Genomic DNA, 24,792 nt, shown 5'->3' with positions numbered 1-24,792 from the left:
CGGCTCCAATCAGGATGGAGGATGATGCGATGATGCTGTTTTCCCGGCCGACCCCTTACACCGCCAGCGGCTATGCCAGTTCCGGGCCTTCGCGCGCCGGGATCGTCGGCACAATTGCGGTTCATGCCTTGCTGGTGGGTGGTTACTTGTTGATCCCGGCTGAAGTCATAAAGGAATATGTTCCGACGATCATGACCGGAACCAATGTTCCCATCGATCCTCCGCCGCCGGAGAACCCTGTCGATAAACCTGCGGTGAAGAAGCCCTTGCAGCGGGCGGTGACGGAGCGGCCCTTCGTGCCAAACCATGCCGTCGATCTCAAGCCGACGACCGATACCATTATAGGAGGGACCATTCCCAATGCCATGGACGGGTATAAGGTCGAGCCATTCGATCCCGGCATAGCTGAGTCGCATACGCCGGTCCTTACCGCCGTTGCGATCGACCCGCGTTACATGCGCGATTTTCAGCCGGATTATCCCCCTGCCATGCAGCGTGCGCAGGAGGAGGGAAAAGTGACGGTGCGTGTCAACATTGGCGCCGACGGGCGCGTGACCGCCATCGAAAAGCTGTTCGCCACCAGCGACGCGTTCTGGGAAGCGGCGCGTAAGCAGGCGCTGGCCAAGTGGCGGTTCAGGGCCGCCACGCGCGACGGTGCGCCCGTCGAGTCGGAGAAGGTGATGACCGTCCACTTCACCCTCACATAAGAACCCGGATGTATAAAAAGACCCGGCGACATTTTCACGCCGCCGGGTCAGGGAAGAGGCACCGGGTCACGATGCCCCTCGGGTCGCAATATCCTTTTAGGCCGTTGCGGTGGCCGAAGCGTGACGAAGGTCACAATGGCGTTTTTTTTTGAGGAGGATGAATCGCCGCCCCTGTGGGCTTTGCATCGCAGGCGCCGATCCCTTATATTGCAGGCCATGTCGATCTTTCCGAAACCTGTTTCGCCCAAAAGCGCGCTCGGCGACTTCTGGACCTATTTCGCGCAGCCGCGCGCGCATAAATGGCCGCTGCTGGGGCTGGCGATGGCGATCACCTGGGTCATCGTCTGGGTCTTCATCCTGGATGGCAAGACCAACACCGGGCCGCGCCAGAACAAGATCATGTATTTCCAGAGTTGGGACGCCAATCGCTCCGACGCCGTCATCATCGCCAAGCAGAAGGCGGATTTGGCTAAGGGCGAAATGATCCTGGAGAAGAAGCAGAAGGAAATGCAGAAAGTCGCCGATATGGTCGGCATCGAATGGCGCGACGAGGAAGCGCGCAACCGCGCGAAACGTCAGGAAGCGCTGACTGCGATCAACAAGATGCTGGACGAGCGGTTGGTCAAGGCCGAAGCCACAGAGAAGTCGGGCAAGACCGCGAGTACGACCGCCAGCCCTGCATCGAAGACGACGGCGCAGCCCTGACCGCACCGTTGACGCCTTCCCGTTCCGATGATCGCCGGTTCATGGCGGCGGCGATAGCCTTGTCCATGCGCGGGCGCGGCGTATCGACGCCCAATCCCAATGTCGGATGTCTGATCGTGCGCGACGGCCGCATCGTGGGACGCGGCTGGACGCAGACAGGCGGGCGGCCCCATGCCGAAGCCAAGGCTTTGCAGCAGGCGTTGGATCAGGCGCATGGCGCAACGGCCTATGTGACGCTGGAGCCATGCTTCCATCTGTCGCCAAGAGGGCCACGATGCGTGGACCTGCTAATCCGGGCCGGCGTGTCGCGCGTCGTCATTGCCGCGCGGGATCCCGATCCACGCACCGATGGACAGAGTATCGCATTGCTTGAGTCGCGCGGGATAAAGGTCGAAACGGGGATTCTTGCCGATGAAGCGCGTGACGCCATGGCGGGGTTCTTCCTGCGCCATCTGACTGGTCGGCCCTGTGTGACGTTGAAGCTGGCGATGTCTCTGGATGGGCGCATTGCGCTGCCGGATGGCTCCAGTCGCTGGATAACCGGCCCGGCGGCGCGCGCGCATACGCATATGGAGCGTGCACGTCATGACGCCATATTGGTGGGCGCGGGTACTATGCGCGCCGATACGCCCGGACTGGACGTGCGCCTTCCCGGGCTGGAGGGGCGTTCTCCCATGCGAGTCATGTTGGGCCATGGCGTGCCGCCAAAGGGATGGCGCGCCATCAGCGATCCGGCGGATGTTGCGACTCTGCCAGATGTGAATGACGTCATGGTCGAAGGCGGCGCGGCCACGGCTGCCGCCTTCCTGCGCAGCGACCTGGTCGATCGGCTGATCCTGTACCGCGCGCCGATCCTGATCGGGGAAGGGCGCGCATCGATCGGCGACATCGGGCTTGAGCAGTTGGACAAGGCGCATGGCCGCTGGCAGTTGCGTGACAGCCGGATGCTCGGTCCCGATCGGCTGGAGGTTTACGTGCGGGTCCGCAGCGCTTAGGGGAAGGCAATGTTTACTGGCATCATCACCGACATCGGCCATATCCGCTCGATCGAGCATCGTGGCGACATGCGTCTTACCATCGGTTGCAGCTATGACATGGACGGCGTTGCGATCGGCGCGTCGATAGCCTGTTCGGGTGTTTGCCTGACAGTTGTCGAGAAGGGGCCGGACTGGTTCGCTGTGGACGTTTCCGCCGAAACGCTATCGCGCACTGCGAAAGGGCAATGGGTCGAAGGTCAGCGCCTCAATCTGGAACGCGCGCTGAAGGTTGGCGATGAACTGGGCGGGCACATCGTGACGGGGCATGTCGATGGCGTGGGCATGTTGGTGTCAGCGACGCCGGAGGGCGACTCGACGCGGCTGTCGATTGCTGCGCCGAAGTTGTTGGCGGCCAGCCTTGCCGCGAAAGGATCAATCACCGTCGATGGCATATCGCTGACGGTGAACAGCGTGGAAGACCAGCCCGATGGCAGCGTTCACTTCAGCCTCAACATCATTCCGCATACGGCAGAAGCTACGACATTGAACGTTTTGCCAGTGGACCGGGAGTTTAATCTGGAGATCGATATCCTGGCGCGTTATCTCGACAGGATGCTGGCTGTACGCGCAATGTGATAAGCTGCCCTTGCAATCACATCGTAATGTGATTATTCCGCTGCGACATCGCTTGATGTCCTAGCAAAGGCAAGTTCCATGACCACTGCGCTTATCGAGACCCTCCGTAATCTCGTGACGGATGGCGGCGTTTCACGATCTGGACTGGCGCGCGCGGCAGGACTTCACGCCAACAGCCTGCGGCGGTTAGGCGAGGCGGATTGGAATCCCACCGCCGATACGCTGGGCAAGCTTGAATCCTATCTAGCTCGCCGTGAAGGTGGCACAGCGCTTTCGACACCCGAGGAAATCATCAACGAAGCGCGCAACGGCCGTATGTTCATTCTTGTCGATGACGAGGACCGGGAGAATGAAGGCGATCTCGTCATTCCCGCGCAGATGGCGACACCCGATGCGATCAACTTCATGGCGACGCATGGTCGTGGATTGATCTGTCTGGCGCTGACCAAGGATCGCGTCGATCAACTGGGCCTGGACCTGATGAGCCGCCATAATGGCACGCGGCATGAAACGGCATTCACCGTATCGATCGAGGCGCGCGAAGGCGTGACGACGGGCATTAGCGCAGCGGACCGGGCGCGGACCATCGCCGTCGCCATCGATGCGTCCAAAGGACCAAGCGAAATCGTGACGCCGGGGCATGTTTTTCCGCTAGTGGCGCGTCCCGGCGGCGTGCTGGTGCGTACCGGGCACACCGAGGCGGCGGTCGACGTGTCGCGCCTCGCGGGCCTCAATCCTTCCGGCGTGATTTGCGAAGTCATGAAGGACGACGGCACGATGGCGCGCCTCGACGACCTTATTCCCTTTGCGCAGAAGCATCGCCTGAAAATCGGCACGATCCGTGATCTCATCGCGTATCGCCGCCGCAACGATCATCTGGTTGAGAAGCGCGCAGAAGTCGCCTTCACGAGCAAATGGGGCGGCGAATGGAAGGCCATGACCTTCTTCAACAAGGCGACCGAGACGGAACAGGTCGTGCTTCAGAAGGGCCGTATCGACCCCGATCAGCCGACGCTCGTGCGTATGCATCAGCTTTCGCCTTTCGTCGACGCCTTCGGCGAGGAAGGGCCGCGATCCGGTTTGCTTGGCCGCTGCATGGAGATTATCGGCTCGGAAGGGGCAGGCATCGTCGTCGTGTTGAACCGCAACGCGCCAGACGCCTTTTCCCGCATGTTTCAGATGAAAGCGGCGCAGACCGCGACTGCCAGCGATATGGACGAACTGCGCGATTACGGCGTAGGCGCGCAAATCCTTGCCGAGCTTGGCGTGCATGACATGGTCTTGCTCACCAACAGCCATCACAGCCTGATTGCGCTGGACGGTTATGATCTGTCGGTGGTCGGTGAACGGCCCATCGATTGAGCGCGTATTGTTGAAGGATCATTGAGTATGGCAAAGTTTCTCATCGTCGAGGCGCGCTTCTACGAACATCTGAACGATATGCTGATCGACGGCGCGGCCACTGCCCTGGAAGATGCCGGGCACAAGCATGAGGTGTTGACGGTGCCGGGCGCGCTGGAAATACCCGGCGCAATTGCGCTCGCCGCCGAGAGCGGACGCTACGACGGCTTCATCGCCATCGGCGTGGTGATCCGTGGCGAAACCTATCATTTCGAAGTGGTGTCGAACGAAAGCGCGCGGGGATTGATGGCGCTGACGATGGATGGCCTGGCCATTGGCAATGGCATCATCACAGTAGAAAACGAGGCGCAGGCGCTTGCCCGTGCGCGCAAGACGGAAAAGAACAAGGGCGGCGAGGCGGCCAAGGCGGCGATCGCCATGCTCGCGATACGCGAGCGATTCGCCTGAGCCGCGGCGGAGCATGTCGCACTGACATGCTCCGATACCCGGCGCTCTATCAGGCAGCGGCCTCAGTCAGCGTGGGATAATCCACATAGCCTTCCGGACCTTGGCTGTACCAGGTCGCCATCGGCGGCTGAGCCAACGGAGCGCCAGTAGACAGGCGTTCCGGCAAATCCGGATTGGCGATGAACGGCCGCCCGAAGCTGATGGCATCTGCCCGGCCCGACGCCAGATCCGCCTCGGCCCGCGCTTTGTCATAGTCGCTGTTCAGGATGAGCGGTCCCTTGAAGTGCTGCCGGATGAGAGGCGACTGCCGCGGCTGATCCGTACGGCCGAAGCTGCCATCCGGCCCAGGCTCGCGTAATTCCAGAAATGCGATGCCGATCTCGTCCAGCGCCTGCGCCGCGAGGCTGAACACGCTGGCAGGGTCGCTGTCGATCACGCCCTGAGTGTCGCCGTTCGGCGAAAGGCGGACGCCCGTGCGGTTAGCGCCTGCTTCTCCTGCAACGGCCTGCGTCACTTCGCGGAGCAGGCGGATGCGGTTTTCGGCGCTGCCGCCATATTCGTCTGTGCGCAGATTGCTGTTATCGCGCAGGAACTGGTCGATCAAATAGCCGTTGGCCGCATGAATTTCGACACCATCAAACCCTGCCCGAATCGCATTGCGCGTGGCGTGGGCGTAATCCTCAAGAAGCCTGGGAATTTCGGAAAGCTCAAGCGGTCGGGCGTGTACATGGGGCTTCTTGCCTTCGTAGGTATGCGCCATGTCCGGTGCCATCGTTGCACTCGCTGAAACGGGGGCCGCGCCGCCCAGGAAGTCAGGATGAACCATGCGCCCCATGTGCCAGAGCTGAAGAACGATGCGCCCGCCGTTGCGGTGTACGGCATCGGTCACGGGTTTCCAGCCTTCGACCATCTGGTCGGTCCAGATGCCCGGTGCGAATGGCCAACCATGCCCCTCCTGACTGATCCCCGTCGCCTCGCTGATAATGAGACCCGCACTGGCGCGTTGCGCATAATAGTCGATCATCAATGGCTTCGGCACATGTTCGCGCGTGGCCCGACCGCGTGTCAGAGGAGCCATGATGATCCGATTGGGGGCGTTGATCGCGCCCAGTTTGATGGGATCGAACAGAGTGGGTGACGACATGCGCGCATTCTCCAGGCGGGTTGCAAAGTGCAACGGGACATTCGGCAGGCTGTCAGCTAGGGACGGAGCATGACCGTTTCAATAGATGCGTCCGACCTTCAGCCATCCCCTGCGCCGCGCTTTGCTTTCCTCGCACTCGTGGGGGGAAATATTGCTCTGGCCTTTGGACCGTTACTGGTGCGTTTTTCCGACACCGGCCCAGTAGCGGCGGGATTTTGGCGACTGTTGCTGGCCATTCCGGTGTTGGTGCTGCTGGCGCAATGGAAAGGAGAGGGCATCACCCGTATCGGGCGCGGTCTTTGGGTCTTCATTGTCACAGGCGGCCTGTTCTTCGCGGCGGACCTGGCAAGCTGGCACGTGGGGATCGTGCAAACGAAGATCGCCAACGCGACCTTGTTCGGCAACGTCACCAGCCTGTTGCTTCCGATCTGGGGGATCATCGTCCTGCGCCAGCGTCCCGCTTTGTTGCAGGGTGTGGCGATCATCCTGGCGATTGCGGGAACGGCGCTTCTGATGGGCGGCAGCTACGAACTGTCGCCACGTTATCTAACGGGCGACTTGCTCTGCATTTTGGCTGGCGTGCTGTATACGGGCTATATCCTATTGGTGCAGCGGGTGCGGCAGGCGGTGGATAGCTGGTCGTTGCTGGCGGCTTCGACGATCGCGGGTGCGGCGCCTATCCTGTTGTTCGCGATGATGCTGGGTGAAAACATCTGGCCGCAGGACTGGACACCAATCGTCATGCTGGCTTTCGTAAGCCAGGTTCTGGGGCAGGGGTTGATCGTTTATGCGATAGCCTTTTTCCCGCCGCTGGTGGTGGGCTTGACCTTGCTGGTGCAGCCGCTGATCGCCGCGACGGCCGGATGGATGGTGTTTGGCGAGACCTTGTCGACGACTGATATTATCGGCGCGATCGCCATCGCCATTGCGTTGGTGCTTGTCCGTCTTCCCGCGCGCGCCTAGATTGACCGGCATGATCGACTTGCCCGAAGATCCGACGCTCGACGAACTGCGAGCCGCTTTAGCCCCGCTGGTCGCGCGCAATGCAGCATTCGATGGATGGCGCAAGGCGGCTGTGGTAAACGCGGCAGAGCAAGCGGGCGTGAACCCCGCGATAGCCGAACTGGCATTTACCGGTGGTGCCGTGGCGATGATCGACGCCTGGTTTGCGGTCATCGATATGAAGATGGCCGAAGCGTTGCCGCTTGAGACTCTGGCGACCATGAAAATCCGTCAGCGCATCACGGCTCTGGTCGAAGCGAGGCTCAATCTGCTTGCGCGTGATCGCGAATCGTTGCGGCGGGCGCTTGCGATATTGGCGATGCCGCAGAACCTACCCCGATCGGCCCAGCTTGGCTGGCGGGCGGCGGATGTTATGTGGCGGTTGGCAGGCGATGTCGCGACAGACTACAACCATTACAGCAAACGAACCATTCTGGGCGGCGTCTATCTCGCCACGTTGCTGACCTTCATCGATGATGACAGTGAAGGTTACACGGAAACGCGTGCTTTCCTTGGTCGCCGCATCGATGGGATTATGCGTTTCGAAAAAGCGAAGGCGAGTCTTCTGCCTTCTGGCGACCGGCGCCTCAGCCTGTCGCGCTTCATAGGCCGCCTGCGCTACCCGGCAATCTAGCAGGCCTTCTCAATACCCACTGGCGCAAGCCGTGAGTTATTGATAATCAGTCGCAGCCCGCTTGTCCTGTAAGGCCATTTTGTTGCGTCTACATCTCTATCCTCTTCGTAAGCCCGGCTATGTGGAAAGCGTGGACTGGTCCGTCCTGTCGGCGGCGGAAGGCCAGCGCCTGCGGGAGTTTGGCATCTGCGAAGGCGCGAGCATAGAGGCGCTGCATCGGGGTGGCCTGCTCGGACGCGGACCGCTGGCGTGCAAGGTTGGGCGCATGACCATCGCTATGCGCCGGAACCATGCCGAAGCCATCGATGTGCGCAGCGGGCCGGACGCGCCGGAGCAATGACTACGATCCCGCTCGTGGCGCTGGTCGGCAATCCCAATGCCGGCAAAAGCGCGCTGTTCAATGCGCTGACGGGTGCGCGGCAGAAGCTCGGCAACTATCCGGGCGTCACGGTGGAGCGAAAGTCCGGGCGCATATCGCTCTCGGATGGGCGGCCGGTCGAACTGGTCGATTTGCCCGGCACCTACAGCCTCGATCCCACTAGCCCCGATGAACAGGTGACGCGCGACGTGATCCTGGGGCGTCAGGAAGGCGAGCGCCTGCCTGACGCGCTGGTGATCGTGGTGGATGCCGCGAACCTTGAAAACCATCTGCGATTTGCGCTGGAACTGATCGCGCTGGGTTTGCCGACAATCCTCGCCCTGAACATGGTCGATCTGGCGACGCGCGACGGGTTGGAACTTGATGCCAATATACTTAGCCGCGATCTTGGCGTGCCGGTGATCGCCACTGTCGCTGTGCGCAAGCGTGGTCTCGACCATCTGCGCGGCGCGCTGGACGGCTTGCTTGATGGCGGCGCGCGAGTCTTGCGGCCAGCGCGGCCGGATGTCGGCTTTGACGCCCGCCGCGCCGATGCCAGGCGTATCGCCCGTTCGGCTATCGTCGCGGAGACGCCCTCACGCAGGTTGACGGCGGCAGTGGATCGTGTGGCGTTGCACCCGTTTTTCGGACTGATCCTGCTGCTCGCACTGTTGTTCGTCATGTTTCAGGCGGTCTACGCCTGGTCCGAAGCGCCGATTGCGATGATTGAGGGTTGGGCGGCGGCCACGTCGGATGCAGTGACCGCTGCGCTGCCCGATGGGCTGCTCCGTTCCTTCCTGGTCGATGGCGTCATCAACGGCGTCGGATCGGTCGTCGTGTTCCTGCCGCAGATTCTCGTCCTGTTCTTCTTCATCCTGATGCTGGAAGCGACGGGATATATGACCCGCGCCGCGTTCATGATGGACGGGCTGATGGCGCGTGTCGGTCTGTCGGGTCGTGCCTTCATTCCGTTACTGTCCTCCTTCGCCTGCGCGGTGCCCGGCATCATGGCGACGCGCACGATCAGCGATCCCAAGGACCGCCTGACGACCATCCTGATTGCACCGCTGATGACCTGCTCGGCGCGATTGCCCGTTTATGCCGTGATTATCGGCGCATTCATTCCCGCGCGAACCGTGGGGCCGGGGATCGGCTTGCAGGGTTTGGTCCTGTTTTCGCTCTACGTCGCCGGTATCATCGGTGCGTTCGTGGTCGCGCTGGTCCTGCGGATCACGGTCACAAAGGGGAAAAGCAGCGGCTTTCTGATGGAGATGCCCAAATATCAGTTCCCCCGGCCACAGGACATACTGATCGGCCTGTGGCAGCGCGCGGTGATCTTCCTGAAGCGTGCAGGGACGATCATCTTCGCCTCGACCGTTATCCTGTGGCTGTTGCTGAGTTTCCCGAAGCCGCCGGTGGGCAGCACGGTCTCCCCCGTCTCCTACAGCATCGCCGGGCGGATCGCGGGTGGGTTGAACGTCGTAATGGCGCCGATTGGTTTCAATCGCGACATATCGCTGGCGTTGATCCCGGCAATGGCGGCGCGCGAGGTGGCGGTGTCTGCGCTTGCCACCGTCTACTCACTGGAGGCCAATGACGACGAGGCGGCGCTGGAGCGCTCGCTTGGCGACCGGCTGAAAGGGCGATGGTCGTTGCCAACTGCGCTGGCGTTCCTTGCGTGGTTCGTCTTTGCCCCGCAGTGCATCTCCACCATCGCCGTGACGCGGCGGGAGACGAACGGCTGGCGCTGGCCCGCATTCATGGTCGGATACCTGTTCGCGCTGGCCTATTGCGCGGCAGGGATCACCTTCTGGACGGCGACGGCGCTCGGTCTGGGATAAACTTCGCCGTCATCTTGTCGGAACGGATGGGCTGCCTATAAGAACGGCTTTTGCACCGCATTTCGGGAATCAACATGGCAGGCAGCGTCAACAAGGTCATTCTGGTCGGCAATCTGGGTGCCGATCCGGAAGTCAAATCGTTCCAGAACGGCGGCAAGGTATGCAACCTGCGCATCGCCACTTCCGAGAACTGGAAAGACCGGAACACGGGCGAGAAGAAAGAGCGTACCGAATGGCACACCGTCGCGATCTTTTCCGAAGGTCTGGTCGGCGTCGCCGAACGCTTCCTGCGCAAGGGCAGCAAGGTCTATATCGAGGGCCAGCTTCGCACCCGCAAGTGGCAGGATCAGTCGGGCAATGACCGCTACTCCACAGAAGTCGTGTTGCAGGGCCTGGGTTCGGTGCTGACGATGCTCGACGGCGCGCCCGGTGCCGGCGGCGGTCAGGGTGGCGGCGGTGGCGGCTATGGCGGCGGAGCGCGCTCGGGCGGCAATGATTGGGGCGGCGCGAGTGGCGGCTACGACGATGATTTCGGCGGCGGCGGCGGGCGCAGCAGCGGCGGAGGCAGCCGCGGCGGGTCGAGTGGCCCCAGCTTCGGCAACGATCTGGACGACGAAGTGCCGTTCTGACGGTGACGCGCGCGCTTGGTCTTGTGCTTGATCTCCTTTAGGGAGGCGAAAATTTTCGGGGAAAAGCCTTGATTGAACTGTTTGCCGCCACTGCCACGGGGCATCTCGATTTCACGAGTCTGGGGTTGAACCCGGTTGCGCTTGATCTCGGCTTCTTCACGTTAAAATGGTACAGCCTCGCCTATCTTGCGGGCATTCTGATCGGCTACTGGTATTTGCTGAAGCTGATCGCGCAGCCCGGCGCGCCGATGGCTCGACGCCATGCCGACGACATGATCTTCTACGCGACGCTCGGCATCATCATCGGCGGGCGATTGGCCTATGTGCTGTTTTATCAGCCCGCAATCCTCCAGAATCCAATCGACATCTTCAAGCTGTGGAACGGCGGCATGTCCTTCCATGGCGGGGTGATCGGCGTCACCTGCGGCATATTGTGGTTGTCGCGCAAAGAAGGGCTGAACTGGCTGCGTGTGCATGACTATGTCGCGTGCTGCGTGCCGTTCGGGCTGTTTTTCGGGCGTCTGGCGAATTTCGTGAACGGGGAACTGTGGGGGAAGGCGACCGATGTGCCCTGGGCCATCGTGTTCCCGACCGGCGGACCCGACCCGCGCCATCCAAGCCAACTCTATGAGGCGGGGCTGGAAGGCCTGCTGCTGTTTGCAATCCTCTGGTTCGCTTTCTGGCGGACGCAGGCGCGCTATCAGCCGGGCAAGCTCGTCGGCATATTCCTGCTAGGCTATGGCCTGTCGCGCTTCTTCGTCGAATATTTCCGCGAGGCCGACGCGCAACTCATGGAATTCGCGCAGGAAAGCGGGCTGCACATGGGGCAGTGGCTGACGCTGCCGATGATCGTCGGCGGCCTCTACCTGATCGCTACGGCCAAGGGGCGTCGCGTGCGGATCGAATCCACTGCCGGAAGCGCCAGTGTCGGATGATAGGCTGTTCCCTCAGCTAAACTTGGGGGAAAGGCTGCGGCGGCAGATCGAGGCGGGCGGTCCCATTTCCGTCGCGCATTACATGGCCGAGGCGAACGCGCAGTATTACGGAACGCGCGATCCGCTGGGCGCGGGGGGCGATTTCATCACCGCGCCGGAGATCAGCCAAATGTTCGGCGAATTTGTGGGGCTGTGCCTCGCCGATGTGTGGCAGCAGTCCGGGCGCCGCGAGGGGGCGCTTTATGTCGAGTTGGGGCCGGGGCGCGGCACGCTGGCCGTCGATGCTTTGCGCGCGATGAAGGCGGCGGCGCTGACGCCCAGGCCGCATTTCGTCGAGACAAGTCCGGTGTTGCGCGACCGGCAGCAGGCCGTCGTTCCGACCGCGACTTTTCATGATGACCTTGATACGTTGCCCGATCAGGGACCGCTGCTGGTGGTGGCCAACGAATTCTTCGACGCGCTGCCCGTGCGGCAGATGGTGCGGACGGAGGCGGGCTGGCGGGAGCGTGTGGTGATCGCTGGTGACGAAGTGCAGTTCGTGCCCATGGCCGGGTATCGGGCGACGGATGCGGCTGTTCCGTCGGCACTGGCCGATTCAGCAGTCGGGACGATCGTCGAGGTGTCCCCGGCGGCCGCGACCATGGCGCTCGCCCTTGCCAACCGGATCGCGAAGCAGGGCGGCGCGGCGCTCATCATCGACTATGGCTATGAAGGTCCGGCGGCGGGTGACACGCTTCAGGCGGTGCGTGGCCATGCACACGCCGATCCCTTCGCGGATGTGGGTGAGAGCGACTTGACCGCGCATGTCGATTTTACCCTTGTCGGCCATATGGCGCGGCAGGCGGGGTTGCAGGTGCTGGGACCGATCGGGCAAGGCGATTTCCTCAAAGCGCTTGGGATCGATGCGCGCGCGGCGCAGCTTGCGCGGCAATCGCCGGACCGGGCGGAGGAGATCACTGCGGCCCGGATGCGGCTGGTCATGCCCGAAGAGATGGGGACGTTGTTCAAGGTGATGGCGTTCGTCCATCCTGAATGGGCGCTGCCGGAAGGATTTGCATGAGCATCGAACGGATCACAGCCGCTGCGATTGGCGTGCCGCATGGCTTTCTCGGGCGGCGCGGCGGGGTATCGACGGGCCTTTATGCGGGGCTGAACGTTGGCTTGGGATCGGATGACGACCGGGCGGCAATAATGCGCAATCGGGAACTGGCGCGCGACGCCGTGCTGCCGGGCTCCTCACTGGTGACGGTGCGGCAAGTGCATTCGCCCGATGTCGTGACGGTGGCGGAGGCTATTGCGGAAGATGCGCGCCCAGCCGCCGATGCGCTGGTGACGGATCGGCCGGGACTGCTGCTGGGCATATTGACCGCCGATTGCGTACCGGTGCTGTTCGCCGATGTGCAGGCGGGCGTCGTCGGTGCCGCCCACGCAGGATGGAAGGGCGCGCTGCATGGCGTGACGGATCGGACGATTGCGGCGATGGAGGCGCTCGGTGCGGATCGCGGGCGGATTGCCTGCGCAATCGGGCCTTGTATCGGCCGTCGTTCCTACGAAGTTGGCGACGATTTCGCGCAGCGGTTCGAGGACGCCGACCCGGAAAATGAGCGCTTTTTCGGTATGGGCAAGCCGGGCCACCGGATGTTCGACATCGAAGCCTATGTGGCGGCACGGCTGGCCAAGGCAGGCGTGGGGAGAGTCGAGGCGATGAGCGAGGATACTTGCGGCCAGCCGGAGCGTTTCTTCAGCTACCGGCGCTCCTGCCTGAATGGGGAGGCGGGATATGGGCGGCAGATATCGTTGATTGGGCTGGAGTGACATACCGCAGGGATTGACGATCAAGGACATAAGGTTTCAAATCAGGGTTATTAAATTACAGCGCTTATTGCGCCGAGAGGATGACCATGGCCAACGAAACACCTGAGAATACGTCCGCGACAACTGAGGCGGAGCTGACCGGCACCACGCCCCGCCGCCGCCCCAAGCCCGACATCATGGAAATCGGCGGACGCAAACTGAAGCCTGCCACGCTGATGATGGGGCATGGCTATGACCCGGCATTGTCGGAAGGTTCGCTGAAGCCGCCGATCTTCCTCACCTCCACCTTTGCCTTCGAAAGTGCCGCGGCAGGCAAGCGGCATTTCGAGGGCGTGACTGGTATCCGTCCGGGCGGTTCCGAAGGCCTCGTCTATTCGCGCTTCAACGGTCCCAATCAGGAAATCGCCGAAGATCGTCTTGCCGTGTGGGAGGATGCTGACGACGCCCTGCTGTTCTCCAGCGGTATGTCGGCCATCGCGACCACGCTGCTGGCGCTTGTGCAGCCCGGCGACGTGATCGTCCATAGCGCGCCGCTTTATGCCGCGACGGAGGGATTGATCGGGCGCATCCTCGGCAAATTCGGGGTGCAGTGGATGGACTTTCCTGCGGGTGCGACTGAAGGGGAAATTGGCGCAGTCGTTGAAGCGGCGAAGGCCAAGGGCCGCGTCGCGATGATCTATCTGGAAAGCCCCGCTAATCCGACCAACGTGCTTGTCGATGTAGAATCGGTAGTTGCGCGGCGCAACTTCCTATTCTCGGGCGAGGGGCATCAGCCGCCGATCGTGATCGACAACACGTTCCTCGGGCCGCTGTGGCACAAGCCACTGGCGCATGGCGCGGATCTGGTCGTCTACAGCCTCACCAAATATGCCGGCGGGCATAGCGATCTGGTCGCCGGCGGCGCGCTGGGCAATCAGAAGCTGATCGATGCGATCCGGATGATGCGCAACACCATCGGCACCATCCTCGATCCGCACAGCGCGTGGATGCTGCTGCGGAGCCTCGAAACGCTGGAATTGCGGATGAGCCGGGCGGGCGAGAATGCGGCCAAGGTGTGCGCATGGCTGCGCGATCAACCGCAAGTGGAGAAGATCGTCTATCTGGGTTTCCCATCCGACGCGCGGCAGCAGGACATCTACGACCGCCACTGCACCGGCGCGGGATCGACCTTCTCGCTGTATCTCAAAGGCGGTGAGGCGGAGAGCTTTGCGTTCCTCGACGCGCTGAAGATTGCGAAACTCGCGGTCAGCCTGGGCGGGACCGAGACCCTCGCCAGCCATCCCGCCGCAATGACGCACTTGTCGGTTCCGGCGGAGCGCAAGAAGGCGCTGGACATCGGTGACAATATGGTGCGGATCTCGATCGGCTGCGAAGATGCGGATGATCTGATCGCGGACTTCGCGCAAGCATTGAAGGCAATGGGTTAGGCGATCCCCTTCATCTTTCGGAAGGCGTCGAACTGTTCAAGAAAGCGGTCGATGTCCGCCTTTGACAGGTAATAAGGCGTGCAGAGCCGCAGCTTACTCGGTTCGCCGCCGCGGACGCGGATCTGGTGGTTCTTCCAGAGCCATTCCTGTAATTCCATGCGCGAAACCGGGGGAACGTTCACGGTTGCAATGGCGCAGCGCATGGCGGGATCGGGCGAGGTCCAGGATTGCGCGCCGCGCTCCATCATCGCGGCATGGAGATAGTCGGCAAGATAGCGGTGGCGCCGTTCTATCCGCTCGATACCGATGGATTGGGCCAGCGCGATGGCGGCGTTGAGACCCATCATCGTCGGGATGTTGGCCGAGCCTATCTGCATGTAGCGGTCCGCCATGCGGGTCGGATCGTCCCAGCCGCCGGTCGCCACCGTATTCCACACGCGATTCATCACTGCCTCGTCGCGCAGGTAGAGGAATCCAGTACCCTTCGGTGCGAAAAGCCATTTATGCATCGACCCGGTATAGAGGTCGCAACCGATATCGTTGAGGTCGATGGCTATCATGCCGGGAACATGCGCGCCGTCGAAGGCGGAGATGATGCCTTTTGACCGGGCCAGCGCGGCGATCTGCTTGGCGGGCAGGATGACGCCCGTCGCCGTGCTGATATGGCTGACGAAGATGATCCGGGTGCGCGGCGTGATCGCGTCGTTGATGCGGTTGAGGATCTCATCGGGATTCTTTGGCGCTTTGGGCATCGCGAATTTCCTGACGACGATACCATAGCGCTTGGCGCGCAGAACCCAGGGCTGCTCTCCGCTGCCATGCTCCTCGTCACTTATCAGTACCTCGTCGCCCGCCTTCATGTCGAAGCCATTAGCGATGTAGCTGTTGGCTTCGGTACAGTTGCGCAGGATCGCCATCTGATCGACATGCGCGCCCATGAAGTCGGCGAAGGGCTTGCGAAACTCGACCCAGGGACCATAGCCCCAGATCGGATAATCTTCCGATCCCGCCTGCGTCATCTGCTCCGTCAGTTCATAGCTGTCGAACACGGCCTTCAGCACGGGACGCGGGGAGGAGCCAACGGTGCCGTTGTTGAGGTTCACGACATTCTTGGGGATCAGGAACTGCTTGCGGAGGGCGGCCCAATAGGCATCCTCATTGCTGTCGTAGAGGCCAGCGGCGGGCATGGAGATCGGTTGCATGGCGGCGGCGAAGGCTGCGCTGCCGGTCGGCAAAAGTACGCCCGCGGTCGCGGCAGTAGCCATGAAAGAACGGCGGTCCAGCATCCTCGCCTCTCCGGAGATCAGAGGCGAAGATGCCCCCGACCACGTAAAACGAGGAGAGTGGGGAAAACCACAGGCTGGAACAGCCGAAATTGAAGTCTCGTTAGCGGCCGAACGCCGGTATTTGGCCCGAGCCCTTGGAGAATTGTCGAGCAAGAACTGCGATGGCGGCGAGGATCGCGAACACTCCGGCCGAGATGAAGGCTGGCAGATAACTGCCAGCCTGCTCCCGAATGAGGCCTGCGCCGAATGCTGCGGTGGCGGCGCCAAGTTGGTGGCCGACCATGATCCAGCCGAAGACAATAGGCGCCTGCGCTTCGCCGAAGGCTTGATTGGTGAGCTTCATCGTTGGGGGAACCGTCGCAATCCAGTCGAGGCCGTAGAAGATCGCGAACGCCGCGAGGCTGATCGGGCCAAAGTCGAGAAACGGAAGGGCGATCAGCGACAAGCCTCGCAGCCCGTAATAGACGAACAGCAAGCGGCGCGGATCATAGCGGTCGGTGAGCCAACCCGAGGCGGTGGTGCCGATCAGGTCGAAGAAACCCATCATCGAGAGCAACCCCGCCGCCGCCACGGGCGCGATGCCATGGTCGCCGCAGAACGCGATCATGTGGACGCCGATCAGGCCATTGGTCGTCAGACCGCAGACGAAGAAGGTGCCGAACAGCAGCCAGAACATCGGTACGCGGGCGGCAGCGGTGAGCGCGGAGACAGCGCCTCCTGCGGTGCGCGCCTGTTTGATCGGCGAAGGCGGGATGCTCTCTGGAGTCTCGCCGATGCGCGTGGCACCGACATCGGAGGGACGCTCCGGCATGAAGAAGGCGACAATCGGGATAAGGAGCAGGCATGCCAGACTGACGGTCAGCACCACGGGCTTCCACGCGCCTTCGCGAGTGAGCCAAGCCAGCGCCGGCAGGAACACAAGCGCGCCGGTCGCCGCGCTGGCGCTGAGCAGGCCCATTGCGAGCCCCTGATGCTTGGCAAACCAGCGATTGACCACCGCAGCGCCGAGGACCGTGGCGATAGCGCCGCTGCCGATCCCCGACAGCACGCCCCATGTGGCGACATAATGCCAGGGAAGGCTCATCCACTGGCTTGCGAATGTCGCCGCCGCCATCAATCCGATGCCCGCCAGCATCGTCCGCCTGATCCCGAGCGACATCATTAGCGCGGCGGCAAACGGTCCGGCCAAGCCGTAGAGGAAGATGCCGGTGGCGGCAGTCAGCGATGTCGTGGCGCGGCTCCAGCCGAAGTGCAGCTCCAGCGGCACCATCATGACGCTGGGGGCCGAGCGCAGTCCTGCCGCGACGAGCAGCGACACGAAGGTAATGGCGAGGACGAACCCGGCCGGATGCCAGCGAAGAAGTGGACGGCGAAATTGAGTCATGATTCCGCCTTTACCGACAATTGAACCAGCGTGTTCAGTGTCGCTTGCAGGCTTTGCCACTCGGCGACGCCAAGCTCATCGACGAACCGCGACTGAGTGGCTTCCCATGCCGGTGTCGCTCGCTCCAGCGCAGCGCGACCGGCGTCGGTCAGGTGTGCTATCTTCGAGCGTTTGCCATCCGGGATGATCTCAGCCCATCCTTCCCGGATAACGGGCGTGATCGTCCGGTAGAGCGAGGTGCGGTCCATCACCAGTCGCTCCGCCAGACGGCTGAGCACGATTTCGCCTCGGGCAAGATTACGCAGGATCGCGAATTGGGTGGTCGTCATGCCCTGCTCCGACAGCGCATCGTCATAGACGCGCGTGATGGCGCGGGATGCTTTGCGGAGGGCGGTGCAGGCGCAGACAGAAGATTGATGCATATGCATCGATTAATTGGGGTGCGCGGGACTGTCAATGTCCGGTTATGACTTCAGACCCAATCGATGCGCGGCCACCCCTTCTCCACTGCCAGCCGCGCCAGAGCCTTATGCGGATTGGCGGCATGGGGTTCATCAGCGAAGTCGAGCATCGGCGCATCCGACACATGATCGGAATAGGCGCGGATGTGCGTGGTGGCACGAGCGATGCCATGGCGCGCCATCCATGCCTCGATCATCCGCAGCTTGCCTTCATCATAGCAATTCTCCCCGGCGATCCGGGCGCGGAGGTAAGTCAGATCCTGGCTCAGATGATCGGTGGCGATTACGGTGTCGAAGCCGAGGCGTCTTGCGATGGCTTCGACATAGAGGCGATAGGAGGCGGTCGCGAGAACGAGATGATAGCCATCCGCGCGATCCTGCGCGATCTGAGTCAGCGCGCCCTTGCGGATGTTACCCGCCATCACCTTATCCGCATAGCTTTCCAGATGGGATGTCAGACGCTCCCGCCGGACCTTGTGCCCGATCATAAGCGTCTGGTTCCATTCCTTGACGCGCGATCGCGGTATGAGCCGCAGGATGTAAGCGAGCATCACCAGCGGCACCAGCGGCAGAAAGATGAGCCGCCAGGGGGAGAGCGCCAGAGCGATGTGCATCAGGAAGCCGCTATATGTGCCCGTCACGGTGACGGTGCGGTCCATGTCATACAAGGCAATTTTGTGAACGGGACCGACAGCGACCGGATTGTCGCATGAGGCGCTGGTTTCCATGCCGCTTCCGAAACTTTCCTGCCTGCCCCACGTTCTGTCGTTGAGATGGGCCGTTTCGGCTTGCCGTGCAACCGATAATGGACCAGATACTCCAGCCAGATGATGCAACCAGCAGACCTTCAGGAGGATATGCGCGACGGCGGCGCTGTCGTCCGTCTATCAGGCAATCTGGCGGTTGCGCATCTGGGCACTCTGCCCGACCGGCTGGATGCGATCGGCGGACCCGTGAGCCAGGTCGATCTGGGCAATGTCGAGCATCTCGACACGATCGGGGCCTGGACGGTTCATCGGTTCGCGAGCCGTCATAATGCGGAAATTTCCGGTGCAAGCGAAGATGCGACGCGTCTGATCGCCGAAGTGGGGCGCGACGAGCAGCAGATTTCGATCCGTCCTGATGCTACACCGCCGTTGCTGCGCGTGCTGGGCGAGATCGGGGCGGCAACGCGCACGGCAGGCAGCACGCTGCTAGGACTCCTTGGCTTTTTCGGCGCCACTTTAATTACGTCGTGGATGCTGATCCGGCACCCGCGGCGGTTGCGCTGGAACGCTATCGTCCAGCGGCTTGAAGTCGTCGGCGTGTCCGCGCTGGCGATCATCGGCCTGATGAGCTTCCTGATCGGAATCGTCATTGCGCAGCAGGGATCGGTGCAGTTGCGCCAGTTCGGTCTGGAAGTGATGACGATCAACCTGGTCGGACGGCTGACGTTTCGCGAACTTGGCGTGCTGATGACTGCTATCATGGTTGCCGGGCGTTCCGGTTCCGCCTTTGCGGCGCAGATCGGCACGATGAAACTGACCGAAGAGATAGACGCGATGCGGACGATCGGCGTGTCGCCGATGGAGGCGCTGGTGATGCCGCGCGTCATCGCGGCGGTTGTGATGATGCCGCTGCTGGGTTTCTATGCCTCGATCGCTGCGATCATCGGGGGCGGGTTCCTGTGCGCCGTGGCGCTGGATATCCCTCCGGTCACCTTCGTCCAGCGACTGCGTGAAGTGGTGCCGATCACGGACATCTATGTCGGCATGATAAAGGCCCCGGTCTTTGGCCTGATCATCGCCATGTGCGGTTGCTTTCAGGGGATGCAGGTCAAGGCCAATGCGGAGGAAGTCGGCAACCGCACGACCGCAGCCGTTGTGCAGGCGATCTTCCTCGTCATCGTGTTGGATTCGTTCTTTGCCGTATTCTTCACTTGGGTAGGCTGGATATGACGGCCGAGGAAGAGACAGCTATGGAGGCGGAGCGGCGGCTGGAGGAGGCGGTGCAGGCGTCCGACGTCGCCATTTCGGTGCGTGGCCTCCGCAACAGCTTCGGCGACCAGACGGTGCACGAGAATCTCGACCTTGACGTGCGCAAGGGCGAGATATTGGGCGTGGTCGGCGGGTCGGGCACGGGCAAATCGGTACTGATGCGCTCTATCATTGGTTTGCAGACGCCCGATGCCGGCGAAGTCAACGTTTTCGGCGAGTCGATGGTAGGGCGGCTGGACGATGAGGCAGCCCTTGCGATCCGCAAGCGCTGGGGCGTGCTGTTCCAAGGTGGGGCGCTATTCTCGACGCTGACGGTCGCCGAGAATGTGGAAGTGCCGCTACGTGAATATTACCCCAACATCGGCGCGCGGCTCCGCGATGAGATTGCCGCTTTCAAGATTCGCATGACGGGTCTGCCGCCCGAAGCCGGGCCCAAATATCCGTCCGAGCTGTCGGGCGGTATGCGCAAGCGGGCCGGGTTGGCCCGCGCGCTGGCGCTCGATCCGGACCTCTTGTTCCTTGACGAGCCGACGGCGGGACTGGACCCTATCGGCGCGGCCGCGTTCGACGAACAGACGCGGCAGTTGCAGCAGACGCTGGGCCTGACGGTGTTTCTCATCACCCATGACCTCGATACGCTGTTCTCGATCTGTGACCGAGTGGCGGTGCTGGCCGACAAACGCGTGATCGCGGTCGGGACGATCGAGGAACTGCTGGCCATGGATCATCCGTGGATACAGGAATATTTCAATGGACCGCGCGGGCGCGCCGCGGTCTCCGCGCAGCAGAAACCCAAGCGGGAATTTGCCAGCGGCGCGCAGGCGGAAGGGCAATAGGCTATGGAAACACGTTCGAACAATGTGCTCGTGGGATCGGTGGTGCTGCTGTTGCTCGCCGCGATCATGATAGCGGCCTTCTGGTTCTCCCGCGTGGCGGGTGGTGACGACGTTGAATATGACATCTACTTCAAGCAGTCGGTGAACGGCTTGGCCAAGGGGTCGGCGGTCACGTTTGCGGGCGTGCCGTCGGGGCAGATCAAGGACATCGAGCTGTGGAAGCGCGATCCGGGCTTCGTGAAGGTGCGGATCACGGTGAAGGAAGGCACGCCCATTCTTCAGGGCACGACCGCGACCATTCAGGGCAGTTTTACGGGCCTCTCGGAGATCGTGCTGGACGGTGCGGTCAAGGGTGCGCCGCCGATCGTGTGCCCGGAAATTAATGCCGCCGCGGCTTGCCCTGATGGCGTGCCGGTGATCCCGACCAAACCGGGGGCATTCGGTGAATTGTTGAACAGCGCGCCGCAATTGCTCCAGCGCCTTTCGACCCTGACCGAGCGCCTCACGGAAATGCTGAGCGATAAGAACCAGCAGAGCATTTCAGGCATTTTGGCCAATGTCGATCGCCTGTCCGGCAATCTGGCCGATCGTGGGCCGGAGATCGCTGCGACTTTGGCGGAAACGCGAGTGATGGTGCAGAAGGCGGGCCTTGCGGCAGACGAGATCGCGAAGTTGACGGCGACGACGAACTCGTTGCTGAACGAGGAAGGCCGGCCGTTGATCGGCGACTTGCGCAAGACGATCCAGTCGGCCAGCCACAGCATCGAAACGTTAGACAAGACGGTGGCCGAGGCACAGCCGGGCGTGCGTGCTTTCTCGCAACAGACGATGCCGGAAGTGGGCCTGCTGGTACGCGACCTGCGTGAAATGACGCGCTCGTTCCGCGCGATTTCGGAGAAACTGGACCAGCAGGGGGCGGGATCGCTGATCGGATCGCCCAAGCTGCCGGACTATAAGAAATGAGAAGGGTTCATTCGATGATCCGTAATACGAGAATCCTGCTTCCCGTGCTGGCGGCGCTGTCGCTCTCCGCCTGCGTATCCTTCGGGAGCAAGCCGCCCGCGCAATTGCTTTCGCTCAGTTCTGACGCGCGAGTCGTGGCGGGCACGGAGAGGACGAGCGCAGCGGGTACGAGCATCACCGTGCTGGCGCCCGAAACGCCCAAGAAGCTGGATACCGTGCGCGTGCCAGTGCAGGTGAACGCGACTTCGGTCGCTTATGTGCAGAATGCGCAGTGGGTCGATAGCCCGCGCCAGATGTTTCAGCACCTGCTGACCGAGACGATTGCGGCGGGGGGCAATACGCTGGTGCTCGATCCGGGCCAGTATAGCACCGATCCCGGTCGGCGGTTGCTCGGTGAGCTGATCGACTTCGGTGTGGATGCGCAGACTAACATGGCGGTCGTCACCTACGACGCAACGCTGGCGCCGGGCGGCGGCGCCGCTGTGAAGCGCAAGCGTTTCTCCGCCAGCGTGCCGGTGGGGACCATCGACGCGGCCAGTGTCGGCGCGCCGATCAACCAGGCGGCGAACAAGGTCGCGGCGGAAGTGGCGGCGTGGGTAAGCGCGAGCTAAATTCCGCCCTCCTGCGAAAGCAGTAGTCTGGTGCTCGTCAATCCAGACTTTTGGTCACTTGCTCTATGACATCCTTGGACAAGCCCGGCGTTGCGAGGATGCGCTCCAGTTCGGCGCGCATTGCCTGGCCACGCTGGGCCCCGAACCGGCGCCAGCGACCCAATGGCGGCACCAGTCGCGCGGCGGTCTGCGGATTGAGCGGGTCCAGCGCGATGATGATGTCGGCGACCATGCGATAGCCTTCGCCATTGCCCTGATGGAAGCCCCACTGGTTCGCCGCGAACGCACCGAAAAGCGAACGCACCCGGTTGGGATTGCCGAGCGTGAAATCCTTGTGCTGGCCTAGTTCCCGGACGATCGCCAGCGTGTCGAGGTGGAAGGACAGCGCCTGTGTCTGGAACCATTTGTCCAGCACCAGCGGATCGTCGGCATAGCGATTGTAGAAGATGTCCAGCGCAGCTTCGCGGCGATCTCCGGTGCCATTGGCGAGGACCGACAGCGCACCCTGCCGCTCGGTCATATTGTCGGCACGGTCGAATTGCGTAAAGGCGACATCGTCCGCATCCACAGCGCCCGACGCTGTGAGGTAGTTCAGTGCGGTGTTGCGCAGCTTGCGTGCTCCCTTGGCGGCGGAGGATAGCGAAAAGCCATTGGCTTCGGTGCGGGCGTGGAGATCGCGCCAGACGGTCTCCAGCGTCTTGCCGATCTTCGTCTGCAACCGCTCGCGCGCGATATGGATCGCGTCGGGATCGACCATCATCATCTGGTCGCCGATGTAGCTTTCGCTCGGCAGGCGGATCGCCTCGGCAATGAAGGCGTCGTCCAGTGCGGCGTCGGCTACCGTGTCGCGGATAGCGGCGATAACGGGCGCGTCGTCCATCGCCTGACCCGCCACGGTGCCGACCAGCACATTGACCATCAACTGCTGCATCGCTTCGTAGCGGGCAAAGGGATCGTCATCATGCGCGGACAGGAAAGCGAGATCCTGCTGGCTGCGGTCGCTTTCGATGACGACCGGGGCGGAGAAGCCGCGGTTGATCGACAGGACAGGTTGTGCCGCAAATCCCGGAAAGCGGAACGTCTGCTCCGCCTGCGTCAGCATCAGCGTTTCGTCGCCATGATGCGCGTCCGTCGCGCGGTCGAACAGCGCGACGCGGATCGGCATGGCCATGGGTTTCTTGACCGGCTGACCGGGCGTAGGGGGGACAGTTTGCGAAAGCGTCAGCAGGGCCTCGCGGCTGACCGGGTCATGCGACAGAAGCGCCCGGACGCGCGGCGTGCCCGCCTGTTCGTACCAGAGACGGAACTGTGTGAGGTCGATCTGACCGCCGTCCTCCATCGCTTTCACGAAATCCTCGCAAGTCGCGGCCTGCCCGTCGTGCCGGTCGAAATAGAGGTCGGTGCCCGCGCGGAACCGTTCCGGCCCCAGCATCGTATGCATCATCCGGATGATCTCCGCGCCCTTGTTGTAGATGGTCGCGGTGTAGAAGTTCGATATTTCCATATAGGATTCGGGGCGGATCGGATGCGCCAGCGGCCCGGAATCTTCCTGAAACTGCGCAGCGCGCAGGATGCGGACGTCGTCGATGCGCTTGACGGCGGGCGATCCCATGTCGGCGGAGAAAGTCTGGTCGCGGAAGACAGTGAAGCCTTCCTTCAACGAGAGCTGGAACCAATCGCGGCAGGTGACGCGGTTGCCCGACCAGTTGTGAAAATATTCATGCGCCACCACGCCTTCCACGCCATCGAAGTCGATGTCGGTCGCGGTCTCGGGATCGGCGAGGATGTAGCGCGAATTGAAGATGTTGAGGCCTTTGTTCTCCATCGCGCCGAAGTTGAAATCGGCGACGGCGACGATGTTGAATACGGCCAGATCATATTCGCGGCCATAGACCCGCTCGTCCCAGGCCATCGAGTCCTTCAACGCCTTCATCGCGTGGGTGGTGCGGGGCAGATCGGCTTGCCTGACCCATATGCCGAGCGATACTTCGCGGCCCGACATGGTGGTGAAGCTGTCGGCGTTGCAGGCAAGGTCCGCTGCGACCAGCGCGAAGAGATAGCAGGGCTTCAAGAACGGGTCGTTCCATTGCGCCCAGTGACGGCCCCCTTCCAGATCGCCCGATCCGACGGGGTCGCCATTGGCAAGCAGCACAGGATAGAGCGCCTTGTCTGCCTCCATCCGCACGCTGTAGCGCGACAGCACATCGGGGCGGTCGGGGAAGAAGGTGATCCGGCGGAAGCCCTGCGCCTCGCATTGCGTGCAGAGCAAGCCGCCTGACGCATAAAGCCCCATCAGCTGGGTGTTGGTGGTGGGCGACAGTTCGACCAGCGTTTCCACTTCATGGGCCGCGCCGGGGAGTGCGATGACGAGGGCGCCCGCCTCCATTGACCATTGGTCAGCGGTGAGTTCCACGCCATCGACGCGGATCATGCGCGGCATCAACCCATCGCCGTCCAGCCGCAACGGATCGCTATGTGCGCCATTACGTACCACCGAAAGCTTCGCGCGTACCTGGGTCGCTGCAGCGTCTAGCCGGAAGTCGAGCGCGACATCGGGCACCAGCCATGCGGGCGGGCGATAATCGGAACGGTGAATGACGCTGGGGGCAGCGGCGGCGGTGGATTGGATGTCGGCCATGCGCCTTACCTATGCGCG

At 62.4% G+C, this 24,792-nt stretch carries 25 protein-coding genes; 19 read left to right on the top strand and 6 right to left on the bottom strand.

Annotated features, from left to right (window positions below; genetic code table 11):
• Positions 1-29 precede the first annotated feature (29 nt).
• From C1T17_RS00670 to ribH, 6 genes are all read left to right on the top strand, one after another.
• A complete protein-coding gene (locus C1T17_RS00670) occupies positions 30-707 on the top strand; it encodes an energy transducer TonB (protein WP_223262723.1) in 678 nt (225 codons plus the stop codon).
• Between the two features lie 216 nt (positions 708-923).
• Positions 924-1,412: a hypothetical protein gene (locus C1T17_RS00665; protein WP_104954911.1), complete on the top strand. Its 489-nt coding sequence runs from the start codon at positions 924-926 to the stop codon at positions 1,410-1,412.
• Between the two features lie 8 nt (positions 1,413-1,420).
• Positions 1,421-2,407: a bifunctional diaminohydroxyphosphoribosylaminopyrimidine deaminase/5-amino-6-(5-phosphoribosylamino)uracil reductase RibD gene (ribD, locus tag C1T17_RS00660; protein WP_262982714.1), complete on the top strand. Its 987-nt coding sequence runs from the start codon at positions 1,421-1,423 to the stop codon at positions 2,405-2,407.
• Positions 2,408-2,416: 9 nt separating this feature from the next.
• Complete coding sequence (locus C1T17_RS00655) at positions 2,417-3,025, top strand: riboflavin synthase (RefSeq protein WP_104951750.1); 609 nt, start codon at positions 2,417-2,419, stop codon at positions 3,023-3,025.
• Positions 3,026-3,103: 78 nt separating this feature from the next.
• Positions 3,104-4,387: a 3,4-dihydroxy-2-butanone-4-phosphate synthase gene (gene ribB, locus C1T17_RS00650; protein ID WP_104951749.1), complete on the top strand. Its 1,284-nt coding sequence runs from the start codon at positions 3,104-3,106 to the stop codon at positions 4,385-4,387.
• A 27-nt stretch (positions 4,388-4,414) separates the two neighbouring features.
• Positions 4,415-4,834, top strand: a complete 420-nt coding sequence (ribH, locus tag C1T17_RS00645; RefSeq protein WP_104951748.1) for a 6,7-dimethyl-8-ribityllumazine synthase — start codon at positions 4,415-4,417, stop codon at positions 4,832-4,834.
• A gap of 49 nt (positions 4,835-4,883) precedes the next feature.
• On the opposite strand, the gene C1T17_RS00640 is transcribed toward ribH, so the two are convergent.
• Positions 4,884-5,978 carry an alkene reductase gene (locus C1T17_RS00640; protein ID WP_104951747.1) on the bottom strand — a complete coding sequence of 365 codons (1,095 nt, stop codon included), beginning with the start codon at positions 5,976-5,978 and terminating at the stop codon, positions 4,884-4,886.
• A 69-nt stretch (positions 5,979-6,047) separates the two neighbouring features.
• Here C1T17_RS00640 and C1T17_RS00635 point away from each other — a divergent pair, with 69 nt between their 5' ends.
• The 9 genes from C1T17_RS00635 (at position 6,048) to C1T17_RS00595 (ending at position 14,619) form a co-directional block, all read left to right on the top strand.
• Positions 6,048-6,941 carry a DMT family transporter gene (locus C1T17_RS00635; protein WP_104951746.1) on the top strand — a complete coding sequence of 298 codons (894 nt, stop codon included), beginning with the start codon at positions 6,048-6,050 and terminating at the stop codon, positions 6,939-6,941.
• Between the two features lie 10 nt (positions 6,942-6,951).
• Positions 6,952-7,614, top strand: a complete 663-nt coding sequence (locus C1T17_RS00630) for a COQ9 family protein (RefSeq protein ID WP_104954909.1) — start codon at positions 6,952-6,954, stop codon at positions 7,612-7,614.
• 82 nt (positions 7,615-7,696) lie between these two features.
• Positions 7,697-7,954: a ferrous iron transport protein A gene (locus C1T17_RS00625; RefSeq protein ID WP_104954908.1), complete on the top strand. Its 258-nt coding sequence runs from the start codon at positions 7,697-7,699 to the stop codon at positions 7,952-7,954.
• Positions 7,951-9,813 carry a ferrous iron transporter B gene (gene feoB / locus C1T17_RS00620; RefSeq protein WP_104951745.1) on the top strand — a complete coding sequence of 621 codons (1,863 nt, stop codon included), beginning with the start codon at positions 7,951-7,953 and terminating at the stop codon, positions 9,811-9,813. Before C1T17_RS00625 ends, feoB begins: the two co-directional genes overlap by 4 nt.
• Before the next feature lie 74 nt (positions 9,814-9,887).
• Positions 9,888-10,442: a single-stranded DNA-binding protein gene (gene ssb / locus C1T17_RS00615; protein ID WP_104951744.1), complete on the top strand. Its 555-nt coding sequence runs from the start codon at positions 9,888-9,890 to the stop codon at positions 10,440-10,442.
• 68 nt (positions 10,443-10,510) lie between these two features.
• On the top strand, positions 10,511-11,377 hold the full coding sequence (lgt, locus tag C1T17_RS00610) for a prolipoprotein diacylglyceryl transferase (protein ID WP_104951743.1): 867 nt from the start codon (positions 10,511-10,513) through the stop codon (positions 11,375-11,377).
• Positions 11,367-12,437 carry a class I SAM-dependent methyltransferase gene (locus C1T17_RS00605; RefSeq protein ID WP_223262722.1) on the top strand — a complete coding sequence of 357 codons (1,071 nt, stop codon included), beginning with the start codon at positions 11,367-11,369 and terminating at the stop codon, positions 12,435-12,437. Before lgt ends, C1T17_RS00605 begins: the two co-directional genes overlap by 11 nt.
• On the top strand, positions 12,434-13,192 hold the full coding sequence (pgeF, locus tag C1T17_RS00600) for a peptidoglycan editing factor PgeF (RefSeq protein WP_104951742.1): 759 nt from the start codon (positions 12,434-12,436) through the stop codon (positions 13,190-13,192). Before C1T17_RS00605 ends, pgeF begins: the two co-directional genes overlap by 4 nt.
• An 86-nt stretch (positions 13,193-13,278) precedes the next feature.
• Complete coding sequence (locus C1T17_RS00595; RefSeq protein ID WP_104954906.1) at positions 13,279-14,619, top strand: cystathionine gamma-synthase family protein; 1,341 nt, start codon at positions 13,279-13,281, stop codon at positions 14,617-14,619.
• Here C1T17_RS00595 and C1T17_RS00590 read toward each other — a convergent pair.
• The 4 genes from C1T17_RS00590 to C1T17_RS00575 all read right to left on the bottom strand — a co-directional run bounded on the left by C1T17_RS00590 (position 14,616) and on the right by C1T17_RS00575 (position 18,409).
• Positions 14,616-15,905: an aminotransferase class V-fold PLP-dependent enzyme gene (locus tag C1T17_RS00590; RefSeq protein WP_104951741.1), complete on the bottom strand. Its 1,290-nt coding sequence runs from the start codon at positions 15,903-15,905 to the stop codon at positions 14,616-14,618. The genes C1T17_RS00595 and C1T17_RS00590 overlap by 4 nt on opposite strands.
• Positions 15,906-16,005: 100 nt before the next feature.
• Positions 16,006-17,289, bottom strand: coding sequence for an MFS transporter (locus tag C1T17_RS00585; protein ID WP_104951740.1), 1,284 nt, complete (start codon positions 17,287-17,289; stop codon positions 16,006-16,008).
• Positions 17,286-17,711 carry a MarR family winged helix-turn-helix transcriptional regulator gene (locus C1T17_RS00580; protein ID WP_145958927.1) on the bottom strand — a complete coding sequence of 142 codons (426 nt, stop codon included), beginning with the start codon at positions 17,709-17,711 and terminating at the stop codon, positions 17,286-17,288. Before C1T17_RS00580 ends, C1T17_RS00585 begins: the two co-directional genes overlap by 4 nt.
• 50 nt (positions 17,712-17,761) lie before the next feature.
• On the bottom strand, positions 17,762-18,409 hold the full coding sequence (locus C1T17_RS00575; protein WP_104954905.1) for an HAD family hydrolase: 648 nt from the start codon (positions 18,407-18,409) through the stop codon (positions 17,762-17,764).
• Positions 18,410-18,577: 168 nt separating this feature from the next.
• Here C1T17_RS00575 and C1T17_RS00570 point away from each other — a divergent pair, with 168 nt between their 5' ends.
• The 4 genes from C1T17_RS00570 to C1T17_RS00555 are packed head-to-tail and all read left to right on the top strand — an operon-like array spanning position 18,578 to position 22,136.
• Entirely contained in the window at positions 18,578-19,687 is a 1,110-nt protein-coding gene (locus C1T17_RS00570; RefSeq protein WP_104951738.1) for an MlaE family ABC transporter permease, read from the top strand.
• A 20-nt stretch (positions 19,688-19,707) separates the two neighbouring features.
• On the top strand, positions 19,708-20,562 hold the full coding sequence (locus tag C1T17_RS00565) for an ABC transporter ATP-binding protein (RefSeq protein WP_411269226.1): 855 nt from the start codon (positions 19,708-19,710) through the stop codon (positions 20,560-20,562).
• Positions 20,563-20,565: 3 nt separating this feature from the next.
• Positions 20,566-21,525 (top strand): MlaD family protein, encoded by a 960-nt coding sequence (locus C1T17_RS00560; protein ID WP_104951736.1) that lies wholly within the window; start codon positions 20,566-20,568, stop codon positions 21,523-21,525.
• Between the two features lie 14 nt (positions 21,526-21,539).
• Positions 21,540-22,136, top strand: coding sequence for an ABC-type transport auxiliary lipoprotein family protein (locus tag C1T17_RS00555; protein ID WP_104951735.1), 597 nt, complete (start codon positions 21,540-21,542; stop codon positions 22,134-22,136).
• 37 nt (positions 22,137-22,173) lie between these two features.
• Here the strand turns inward: C1T17_RS00555 and pepN are convergent, their stop codons facing one another.
• Entirely contained in the window at positions 22,174-24,774 is a 2,601-nt protein-coding gene (gene pepN, locus C1T17_RS00550; RefSeq protein ID WP_104951734.1) for an aminopeptidase N, read from the bottom strand.
• Positions 24,775-24,792 lie beyond the last annotated feature (18 nt).

It is taken from the genome of Sphingobium sp. SCG-1 (genome assembly GCF_002953135.1).
Classification (GTDB): domain Bacteria; phylum Pseudomonadota; class Alphaproteobacteria; order Sphingomonadales; family Sphingomonadaceae; genus Sphingobium.
This window is presented reverse-complemented; position numbering and strand designations above follow the sequence as displayed.